Source organism: Achromobacter piechaudii NBRC 102461, assembly GCF_001571245.1.
GTDB lineage: Bacteria > Pseudomonadota > Gammaproteobacteria > Burkholderiales > Burkholderiaceae_B > Achromobacter > Achromobacter piechaudii.
The window spans coordinates 83,872-94,208 of the sequence record NZ_BCTK01000001.1 but is presented as its reverse complement, the minus strand read 5'-3'; the positions used below and the strand labels follow the sequence as shown (position 1 = coordinate 94,208).

11 protein-coding genes and 1 pseudogene are annotated in these 10,337 nt (G+C 66.3%); 11 read left to right on the top strand and 1 reads right to left on the bottom strand.

Translation table 11 applies throughout. The features are described from left to right. Window positions 1-10: 10 nt before the first annotated feature. From API01S_RS00550 to API01S_RS00505, 10 genes and pseudogenes are all read left to right on the top strand, one after another. Window positions 11-939, top strand: a pseudogene (locus tag API01S_RS00550) (LysR family transcriptional regulator). A gap of 106 nt (window positions 940-1,045) precedes the next feature. Further along, a complete protein-coding gene (locus tag API01S_RS00545; protein ID WP_061302622.1) occupies window positions 1,046-1,846 on the top strand; it encodes a class II aldolase/adducin family protein in 801 nt (266 codons plus the stop codon). 101 nt (window positions 1,847-1,947) lie between these two features. Next, complete coding sequence (locus tag API01S_RS00540; protein ID WP_050729890.1) at window positions 1,948-2,907, top strand: Bug family tripartite tricarboxylate transporter substrate binding protein; 960 nt, start codon at window positions 1,948-1,950, stop codon at window positions 2,905-2,907. Between the two features lie 7 nt (window positions 2,908-2,914). Continuing rightward, window positions 2,915-3,904, top strand: coding sequence for a D-2-hydroxyacid dehydrogenase (locus API01S_RS00535; RefSeq protein ID WP_061302620.1), 990 nt, complete (start codon window positions 2,915-2,917; stop codon window positions 3,902-3,904). Between the two features lie 211 nt (window positions 3,905-4,115). Next, window positions 4,116-5,123, top strand: coding sequence for an ABC transporter substrate-binding protein (locus API01S_RS00530; RefSeq protein WP_006220662.1), 1,008 nt, complete (start codon window positions 4,116-4,118; stop codon window positions 5,121-5,123). Window positions 5,124-5,168: 45 nt separating this feature from the next. Next, a complete protein-coding gene (locus API01S_RS00525; protein ID WP_006220663.1) occupies window positions 5,169-5,981 on the top strand; it encodes an ABC transporter permease in 813 nt (270 codons plus the stop codon). After that, window positions 5,981-6,802, top strand: coding sequence for an ABC transporter ATP-binding protein (locus API01S_RS00520; RefSeq protein ID WP_006220665.1), 822 nt, complete (start codon window positions 5,981-5,983; stop codon window positions 6,800-6,802). Before API01S_RS00525 ends, API01S_RS00520 begins: the two co-directional genes overlap by 1 nt. 70 nt (window positions 6,803-6,872) lie before the next feature. Further along, complete coding sequence (locus API01S_RS00515; protein WP_006220666.1) at window positions 6,873-7,055, top strand: DUF4089 domain-containing protein; 183 nt, start codon at window positions 6,873-6,875, stop codon at window positions 7,053-7,055. Beyond that, the gene (locus tag API01S_RS00510; protein ID WP_061302618.1) at window positions 7,052-8,440 is read left to right on the top strand and encodes an AtzE family amidohydrolase; all 1,389 of its coding nucleotides are present in this window, start codon (window positions 7,052-7,054) and stop codon (window positions 8,438-8,440) included. Before API01S_RS00515 ends, API01S_RS00510 begins: the two co-directional genes overlap by 4 nt. Window positions 8,441-8,494: 54 nt before the next feature. Next, window positions 8,495-9,202: a GntR family transcriptional regulator gene (locus tag API01S_RS00505; protein ID WP_061302616.1), complete on the top strand. Its 708-nt coding sequence runs from the start codon at window positions 8,495-8,497 to the stop codon at window positions 9,200-9,202. Window positions 9,203-9,215: 13 nt separating this feature from the next. Here API01S_RS00505 and API01S_RS00500 read toward each other — a convergent pair whose 3' ends face one another. Further along, on the bottom strand, window positions 9,216-9,758 hold the full coding sequence (locus API01S_RS00500) for an antibiotic biosynthesis monooxygenase (protein WP_050729886.1): 543 nt from the start codon (window positions 9,756-9,758) through the stop codon (window positions 9,216-9,218). Between the two features lie 200 nt (window positions 9,759-9,958). On the opposite strand from API01S_RS00500, the gene hpxZ reads away from it, so the two are divergent. Further along, on the top strand, window positions 9,959-10,333 hold the full coding sequence (hpxZ, locus tag API01S_RS00495; RefSeq protein WP_061302614.1) for an oxalurate catabolism protein HpxZ: 375 nt from the start codon (window positions 9,959-9,961) through the stop codon (window positions 10,331-10,333). Window positions 10,334-10,337: the final 4 nt, after the last annotated feature.

Below are 10,337 nucleotides of genomic sequence, written 5' to 3'. Positions count from 1 at the left end.
TTTGAAGACCATGGAACTCCGCCAACTCCGCTACTTCGTGCGCGTCGCCGAACTGGGCAGCATCGGCCGCGCCGCCCGCGATCTGGGCGTGGTCGCCTCGGCCCTCAGCCAGCAGATCAGCCGGTTGGAAAGCGAGCTGGCGACGCGGTTGCTGATGCGCACGCACACCGGCGTCGTGCCCACCGCTGCCGGCACGGCGTTCCTGCGGCAGGCCCGGCTGACCCTGCGCCACGCGGAACACGCCGTGGCGGCCGCGCGCGAAGCCCGCCTGTCCGGCATGGTGAGCGTGGGCTTTGCGCCCACCACCGCGTCGATGCTGGCCCGGCCCTTCTATGCGGCGATGGCCGAGCGCTACCCCAACGTGCGGCTGCATCTGGTCGAGGGCCTGTCCGGCAATCTGGGCGAACAGCTCAACAGCCGGCGTCTGGATCTGGCCGTGCTGTTCCAGAACGACAGCGGCCAGGGCCGCAGCGCGATCCCCGTGCTGGACGAAAAACTGTTCCTCCTGGCGCCGCGCGGGGTGTTCGCCCTGCCCGACGGCGAACCGGCCACCATCGACCAACTGGCCGGCCTGCCGCTGGCCGTCACCAGCAAGGCGCATGGCCTGCGCACCTGGGTCGAAGCGGCTTTCGAACGCGCGGGCATCGAACCCTGGGTGGCGGTCGAGGTGGACGGCCTGACGACCTTGATGGATCTGGTGCAGGCCAATCCCATCGCCACCATCCAGCCGGGGGCCGCCGTCGCGCGGGCCGAGACCGGCCTCTTGAACATGCACCCCATCGACGACCCGTTCCTGTTCCGCCGCAACGCCGTTTACTGCATCAACGACGACGAACTGTGTCGCCCGCCGCGCTGGCCGCGCGCGTCGTGCTGGTGGACGTGATGCGCGCGCAGGTGCGCCACGGCGGCTGGCCCGGCGCCACCCTTCTGGATTCGTGATGGCCCCATGCCGGCCGCATGCCTAGGCCGGCCGGGATCCCAGGCATACAGTGTTTTCATGAACGCTGCGGCATCGGGCCGGGGCGACGGACCTTCTTGAAAACCGATGACATCTGATTCCCGACGCCCGGGCACGCTTCCCATCCCTTCCATGCGGCCGCACTGCACCGACCAGGAATGGCAGGCCCGCGTGGACCTGGCCGCCTGTTATCGCCTGGTCGAGCTCTATGGCATGGCCGACATGATGGCCAACCACATCTCGGCGCGCGTGCCGGGCGAGGACAACGCCTTCCTCATCAACCCCTACGGCATGATGTACGAAGAGATCACCGCGTCCAGCCTGATCAAGGTGGACCTGGACGGCGCCATCCTGTCCAAGCCCGACTTCGGCGACATGGGCTACGGCATCAACAAGGCCGGCTATGTGATCCACAGCGCCGTGCATGCGGCGCGCCATGACGTGGACTGTGTGATCCATACGCACAGTTGGGCTTCGATGGCGGTGGCCTCGCTGGACTGCGGGCTGCTGCCGCTGACGCAGACCGCCATGCGCTTCCTGAAGATCGGCTATCACGATTACCAGGGCGTGGTGCTGGACCTGAAAGAGCAGCAATCGCTGTTGCAGGACCTGGGCCAGGGCGAAGCGCTGATCCTGCGCAACCACGGCGCGCTGACGGTCGGCCGCACGGTGGGCGAAGCCTTCAACTGGATGCACCGTCTGGAACTGGCCTGCCGCGCGCAACTGGCGGCGATGGCCACCGGCTCGCCGCTGAGGCAGGTCAGCCCGGCCGTGCTGGAAGAGACCTGGAACAACTATCAGCCCGGCACCCGACGCCCCTATGGCGTCATGGAATGGCCGGCCCTGCTGCGCAAGCTGGATCGCATGGATCCCGGGTTCCGGGATTGATACCGAGCTGCTGACGAACGACACCTGATTACCCAAAGCGCTGGCCGACGTGGCGGCACGGCGCTCGCATGTCCAAACCACAACCACGGACGGAGACACCGATGAACACTGCCCGAGCCTTGCTCGCCGCCGCAGCGGCAGCCTACGCCTGTAGTTCCCCGCCCGTGATGGCCGCCGACTATCCCGACAAACCCGTGAAGGTCATCGTCGCCTTCACGGCCGGGGGCACCACCGATACGCTCACTCGCAGCGTATCGAACACGCTGTCCAAGCAGCTGGGGCAAAGCTTCGTCGTGGAGAACAAGCCTGGGGCCGGCGGCAACATCGGCACGGAATTCGTGGTGCGCGCGGCGCCCGACGGGCACACGTTGATCGTCAACTCCGTGGGCCCCATCGCCGTCAACGCCTCGCTGACCAAGCTGTCCTTCGACCCGCTGACCGACCTGGTGCCGATGGTGCAGATCGCCACGGTGCCCAATGTACTGGTGGTGCCGCCGTCCTCGCCCGCCAAGGACATCAAGAGTTTTCTTGCCTACGTCAAAAAGGCCAAGCACCTGAACTACAGCTCGACCGGCGTGGGCACCTCGTCGCACCTGTCCAGCTACATGCTGATGGATCAACTGGGCGTGGAAGCTACCCACGTGCCCTACAAGGGCGCCGACGCCGTCAACGATCTGCTGGCCGGACGCATCGATTTCATGTTCGCGACCATCCCGTCCGTGATCGGCCAGATCCGCGCGGGCAAGCTGCGTCCGCTGGCGGTCAGCACCTTGCAGCGTTCGGCCACCCTGCCCGACTTGCCGACCATCGCGGAATCCGGCTATCCCGGCTTTGACGCCGGATCGTGGTTCGGATTCTTCGCGCCCAAGGGCACCCCGCCCGCCGTGGTGGCGACGATCAACCGCGAAGTGAACGCGGCGCTGCCGGCGCTGAATGCGCAGATGCTCAACGAAGGCGCGGAACCGGTGGGCGGCTCGGCGGCGCAGTTTTCCGAGTTCATCCAGCGCGAACACGACAAGTGGGCGGCGCTGGTGCGCAAATTCCAACCCGCCGCCAACTAAGCCTCCCATGCCGCACGACGACATCCGCATCCTGTGTTCACCAGCCGAGGCCGGGGCGCTACAGCAGGCCCTGGCAAGCGGCGCGGGGCCGCGCGTGACGCTGCGCCATCCGCGCGCCGGTCAAGCCTGCGACGCGCAGGTGGCCTTCATCTCGCGCGACATCACGGGCGCTTCGACCAAGTTCGAGATCACGCCCGAGACGGCGCTTTACTACGATGCGCTGCGCGACACGCCCGCGCTGCAATGGGTGCACGTGCATTCGGCGGGCGCGGACCGCGACATCTATCAGCAGCTGCATGCGCGCGGCGTGGCCATCACCACATCGCAAGGTGCAACCGACGCCGTCGTCGCGCAGACCGCCATCGGCGGCGTGCTGGCCCTGGCGCGCCGCCTGCCCATGTTGGCGGCGGACCAGCGCGAGCGCGCATGGCGGCCGCTGCTGGGCGATCGCACCCCGCGCGACCTGGCGGGCCAGCATGCCGTGGTGGTCGGCTGGGGCGGTATCGGCCAGCGCATTGGGGCCTTGCTGGGCGCGCTGGGCCTGACGCTGTCCGTGGTGCGCCATACGCCCACCCCGGTGCCCGGCGCGCGCCGCAGCGCAACCTATGGCGAACTGCCAGATCTGCTTGCCGATGCCGACTGGCTGGTGCTGGCCTGCCCCTTGACCGCCGCCACGCACGGGCTGGTTGACCGACGAGCGCTAGCCAAGCTGCCCCCGCACGCGTCGGTCATCAACGTGGCGCGCGGACACGTCATCGACGAAACCGCGCTGATCGACGCGCTGTCTTCTGGCCGGCTGGACGGCGCGTTCCTCGATGTGTTCCAACAAGAGCCGCTGCCCGCGCAGTCCCCGCTATGGGGGCTGGACAACGTCATCGTCACGCCGCATAGCGCGGGCTTCTCAGACGGCAACCGCGCGCGCGTGCGCGCCCTGTTCGTGGACAACCTGCGCCGTTGGGCGCGCGGCGAGCAACTGGCCAATCGCCTGACCGGATAGCGAGCAGGCTCTCGATACGTCCCCTTGAGTGGTGCGTCATGCACCAAAATGGTTCACGCCCGGCACCAGCGCGAGGCCCGAGCGCGGGCTTTCCCGGGGTGAAGCACGGTTGCGCCAACCTGGCATGGGTTTTGCTTGATGACTGGTATGCAAGCTTGTCTACAAGACGAGCACAGCGCCCCCATTCACTGCAAGCCCTCCAGGAGCCTTCATGATCAACCGCAACGCGCCCTTCGCCTTCAACGCCACCCGCCGCCGCTTGATCCAGGGCGCGGCCCTGGGCGCCGCGACGCTGGCCGCGCCCGCGCTGGTGCGCGCGCAATCGGGCCCGGTGATCCGCATCGGCTTCTGGCCGGTCGCGGCGGGTTTGCCGTTCTACGCAGCGGTCGAAAAAGGCTACTTCAAGGAAGCGGGCCTGAACGTCGAACCGCTCAAGTTCGCCGGCGCGCAACAGGTCATGGAAGCCATGCTGGCTGGCCGCGCCGACGGCAGCGCCAACGGCACCGGCTCGGCCAACCTGGCCATCGGCGAGATCGCCTCGCCCGGCCTGTTCAAGATTTTTGCGTCCAATCCCAGCAACGCCAAGAACGTGCTGGATGAGTTCATCGTTGCAAAAGACAGTCCCATCAAATCCATAGCAGACCTCAAGGGGAAAAAGGTCGGATCTGGACCCGGCATCCAGAACGCCACGCTGGCCAAAGCAGTACTGGAGCGCGCCGGCGCAACCGGGGCAACCGTGGTCGAGTTGGCGATCAGCCAGCACGTCGCCGCGGTTGCCGCCGGCCAGTTGGATGCGTGCTACACGCTGGAACCCACGGGCACGGTGGGCCGTTTGAACGGCACTACGCGCGTCTTGGAAACCGGCGTGATCGCCAAGTACGTGCTGGGCGATCCGATGGCGCCTTGGTTCGGCGGATCGGCATCGCTGACCACCGCGTTCCTGAAAAAACACCCTGAAGAAAGCAAGAAATTCATCGCGGCCTATGCGCGCGGCATTGAGCTGATCCGCACCAAGCCGGCCGAGGCGCGCCCCTTCATGAAGGGCTACACCGCCATCGAAGGCCCCATGACCGAAGAAGTGCCGCTGGCCGCCTACACGCTCTACAACGAGTTCACGCCCAGCGACATCCAGTACTTCCAGAAATTCTTCGACCTGTTCACCGACAAGGGCATCTTCGCGCAAAAGGTCGACGTGTCGAGCATGCTCTACAAGGGCTGACCCATGACCGCATCGACAGCAACTTCTGCCACGACGGCTACAGCCATGAAAGCGCCATCCGCCGTACCTTCGACAGTCGCCGCCACCAGTCAGCCGCCTCGTAAATTCAACGGCGCGCGCTTCCTGCCGCTGATCGGCCCGCTGGCGCTCTTCGTGATCTGGGACCTGGTGGTGCGCCTGCAACTGGTTAGCCCCGTGCTGCTGCCCACGCCCAGCGCCACGATCGTCGCCTTGGCCAAGGGCCTGGCGGGCGGCCCGCTGCTTTGGGACTTCCTGTCTTCGCTGAACCGCACGTTGCAAGCCTTCGTGATCGCCGGCGTCATCGGCGTGCCGCTGGGCGTGCTCTTGGGCAGCAATGAAAAAGCGTATCGCAGCGTGGAGTTCCTGGTGGACTTCTTCCGGTCCACGCCCTCGTCCGCGCTGATTCCGCTGTTCCTGATGATCTTCGGCGTCACGGACATGAACAAGATTGCCATCGCCGCATTCGCCGCCGTGCTGGTCATCCTGTTCAACAGCGCCTATGGCGTCATCAACGCGCGCAAGCAGCGCGTGATGGCGGCCCGCGTGATGGGCGCATCGCGCTGGCAGATCTTCAAGGACGTGCTGATCTGGGAAAGCCTGCAACCCACCTTCGTCGGCCTGCGCAGCGGCGTGTCGATGGCGCTGGTGATCGTGATCGTAGCCGAGATGTTCATCGGTTCCGACAGCGGCCTGGGCAATCGCATCATCAATGCGCAGCAGGTGCTGAACGTGCGCGAGATGTACGCGGCGATCCTGGCGGCGGGTGCGCTGGGCTATGTGCTGAACATTCTTTTTCTTGTGCTGGAAAAGCGCGTGGTTCACTGGAGCGGCCGATAATGTCCACCGTCATCAATCCCGTCATCGCCCCCGCCCCCGCCGCCGCGCCGTTCTCGCCCGGCCCGCTGGGCACGCACATCACCATCCGTGGTCTGACCAAGTATTTCGCGGGCTGGCCGCTGTACGAAGACTTCAACCTGGACATCCCCAAGGGCAAGATCGTCTCGGTCTTCGGGCCCAACGGTTGCGGCAAGTCCACGCTGATCAACATGATCGCCGGCCTGATTCCCATCGATGCCGGCGAGATCCTGTTCGACGGCAAGTCGCTCGCGCAGACCAAGATCGGCTACGTGTTCCAGAACTACCGCGAGGCCATGTTCCCGTGGCTGCGCACCATCGACAACATCGCCTACCCGCTGCGCCTGGAAGGCCGCAGCAAGGCCGAGGTGGATGCGCGCGTGGAAGAGCTGGTCGCCTCGTTCGACGTCAAGTTCGACCTCAAGCGCTATCCCTATGAGCTGTCGGGCGGACAGCAGCAGACCGCCTCCATCATGCGAGCCCTGGCGCCCGGGCCCGAAGTGCTGTTCCTGGACGAACCCTTTTCGGCGCTGGACTTCGAGATGACGCTGTTCATCCGCGAAAAGCTGCAAGAGGTGTTCTTGCAGACGGGCACGACGATGCTGCTGGTGTCGCACGACCTGGAAGAAGCCGTGTACCTGGCCGATCAGGTGCTGCTGCTGACCAAGCGCCCCACCCGCGTCGCGGAGATCCTGGACTACACCGACCCGCGTCCGCGCACGGTGGAAACGTTGTCCGAGCCCAGCTTCATCCAGATGAAGAAACTGAGCCTGGAGATCTTCCAGCGCGAAGTGCGCAGGTAAGCCAGGCCGCCGCCTCGTCATTCAGCCCTGAACCGGCAAGCCATCAACGCGTCTATCGGGAGAATCCGCCATGACCCAGGAAACCATCGATCAATACGTGCGCAGCGCCTTGGCGCTGTCCGGCTACGCGCTGCGCGAGGCCGCGACCGAACAGGTCGTGCAGCAGTTCGCGCGCATTCACGACATCGCGGCAAGCTTTGTCGACGAGCCGCTGCCCGTCGAGCTGGAATCCGCTTCGGTGTTCCGTCCGTGAGCGGCCCCGCCCTCGACATCGCCCGCCAGGTGGCCAGCGGCGAACGCAGCGCCGTGGCCGTGCTGGACAGCACCCTGGCGCGCGTGCGCGAACGCGACCCGCGCTACAACTGCTTTACCGCCGTCACCGAAGCCCGCGCGCGCCAGGAAGCCGCCGCCATCGACGCCCGCCGCGCACGCGGTGAAAGCTTGCCGCCGCTGGCGGGCGTGCCCTACGCCGTCAAGAACCTGTTCGACATCACGGACGAAGTGACCTTGGCGGGCGGCCGCGTCAATGCCGCCAACCCGCCCGCCACCCACGACGCCCGCCTGGTCAGCCGCATGCGCGAGGCCGGCGCCGTGCTGATCGGCGCGTTGAACATGGACGAACACGCCTACGGCTTCACCACCGAGAACACGCATTACGGTCCTTGCCACAACCCGCACGACCTCAGCCGCATCGCGGGCGGATCGTCGGGCGGCAGCGCGGCCGCCGTCGCGGGCGGCCTGGTGCCGCTGACACTGGGGTCCGACACCAACGGCTCCATCCGCGTGCCGGCATCGCTGTGTGGCGTCTTCGGCTTGAAGCCCACCTACGGCCGCCTGCCTCGCACGGGTTCGTTTCCGTTCGTCGGCAGCCTGGACCACCTCGGCCCCTTCGCCGCCAGCGCCAGCGATCTGGCCGCCGCCTACGATGCGCTGCAAGGCCCCGATCCGGAAGATGCCGCCTGCGCCCAACACGCCGTGGATCCCGTATTGCCCGGGCTTGCTGCCGGCGCGCGCACGCTGCGCGTGGCCGTGCTGGGTGGCTACTTCGACGAGTGGGCCGGCCCGCAGGCCAAGCGCGCCGTGCAGATCGCCGCGCGCGCGCTGAACGCCACCGCCATCGTCGACCTGCCCGGCGCCACGCAGGCGCGCGCCGCCGCCTTCATCATCACTGCGGCCGAAGGCGGCGCGTTGCATCGGCGCAAGCTGGTCACGCACTACGACTACTACGAACCCTATTCGCGCGACCGCCTCGTCGCCGGCAGCCTGGTGCCCGCAGCCTGGGTGCAGCAGGCCCAACGCATCCGCCACCGCGTCTACCGAGAAGCGCTTGCGCTGTTCGACCAGTACGACGTGCTGATCGCGCCGGCCACGCCCGTCTCCGCCACGCCCATCGGCACGGACTGGCTGACACTGGCCGGCAAGGAATTGCCCGCGCGCGCCAGCATGGGGCTGTTGACGCAACCCATCTCTTGCATCGGCCTGCCCGTCTGCACCGCGCCCATCTGGCCCGAAACCGAGCAAGACGGCCACCTGCCGCTGGGCGTGCAACTGATCGGCGCGCCCTGGCGCGAAGCCGATTGCCTGGCTGCCGCCCACGCGCTGGAAGGCGCCGGCGCGGCGTGCGTGCGCCAGGTCTGACGCCGCCTGTTCGTCGCTGCCGACCCAACCCCTCTTTCAAATTCAAGGCCCGCTATGGAATCCGCTTTCGCCGCCATCGACATGCCGCGCACCTTGGCCGACACGGCCTATGGCGCCTTGAAACGCGACATCCTGGATTTCCGGCTGGCGCCGGGCGATCGCTTCACCGAAACAGAAATCGCAGACCGGCTGCAAGTGAGCCGCACGCCGGTGCGCGAAGCGCTGTTCCGGCTGGAGCGCGAAGGGTATCTTGAAGTGCGGCAGCGCAACGGCTGGCTGGTCAAGCCCTTGGACTTCAACACGCTGGACCACTTCTACGAGCTGCGCAGCGTGCTCGAAACCGCCGCCGTCAATGCCCTGTGCACGCCCGCGCAGATCCCCGATCCGCTGCGCGCCTTGCAATCATTGGCCGACACGTGGCTGGTCGACGCCAGCGAGAGATCCAGCGACGGCGAATGGTTGGCCGACCTGGACGAGCGCTTTCATATCGAGCTGGTCGCCGCCGCCGGCAACCCCGAGATTTCGCGCGTACACCGCGCGGCCACCGAACGTATCCGCATCGTGCGCCGGCTTGACTTCACGCTGCCCGACCGCATCGACCACACCTACGAGGAACACGGCGCGATCCTGCGCGCCGTGCTGGCCCGCGACGGCGCCCTGGCCACGCAGCTGCTGCAAGCGCACATCCGCGACAGCCAGAACGCCGTGCGCAAGATCACGCTGCACCGACTATATTCCAGCCGGCACGCCAAGGCAGCGTGAACGTGCGCCGCGATCACCCCGCCCGCAACCACCGTTGCAATACGCGCGAGATGACCGGGATGCAGATGAACACCATGATGGGCGTCAATATCACGCTTGTGATCAGGACGCGCCAGAACACCGGCAGGACGCTCAAGTGCTCGTTGACCAGAATCGAGAACACCAACAGCACCGGAAAATAAGCCAGCCAGATGCTGACGGCCTGCTTCCAGCGCGGCGGCGCGCTGGCGGCCTTGGGCGCAAACCAGCCGTCCGTTCCACTGACCCGGTGTTCATGGCTGGCGCGCACCAGATTCGATCCGCGTTCCAGCCACATACGGCGCGGCAGCGATTTTTCCCAACGCAACAGGCTCGCCTCGTCGGTGAAGCGCAGCACGATCTGGTACTGGTCTCCGCCCTCGGGCGGTTGCAGCACGCCCGACCCCAAAAAACCAGGAAACCCCGCCGCCAGGATTTCGCCCTGGCGCATCCAGGACAGAAAATCGCTATAGCGTTCGGGCGCGATGTGACGGGTGACCAGCATGGTGACCGGGGCGGAAACAGCGGAACTGGACATGACGAAAACTCCTCTACAACGGTGCAGCTTGTTATGCAGTGTTAACCCTAGCAATCCCCGTGCCAGCCTTGCGCCGCAGCATTCCCCAGGCAGCAATGACAAAGTCGCGACGAGCGCCAGATCTTGCGCACCGCAGCACTCACCATATTGGTGATTACCCCTACTTAACGCACCAAGCTGGTGCAACCGGAGAAAGACAGATGGACATCAACCTGCCCGACATCGTTGCCGAGGTCACGGCCGCCTTCGAACGGTATGAGATTGCGCTGGTCAGCAATGACGTCGAGGCACTGGACTCGCTGTTCTGGAATAGCCCGCACACGCTGCGCTACGGCGCGGGCGAGAACCTCTATGGCTACGACGCCATCCGCGAATTTCGCGCCAGCCGTTCCCCGCAAGGTCTGGCGCGCCAGGTTCTGCGCACTGCGATCACCACCTACGGCAAGGACTTCGCCACCACCAACATCGAATTCAAGCGCGAAGGCAGCGACCGCATCGGCCGCCAAAGCCAGACCTGGATGCGCACGCCCGCAGGCTGGCGCGTAGTGTCGGCGCATGTCAGCCTGATGTCCTGAGTCC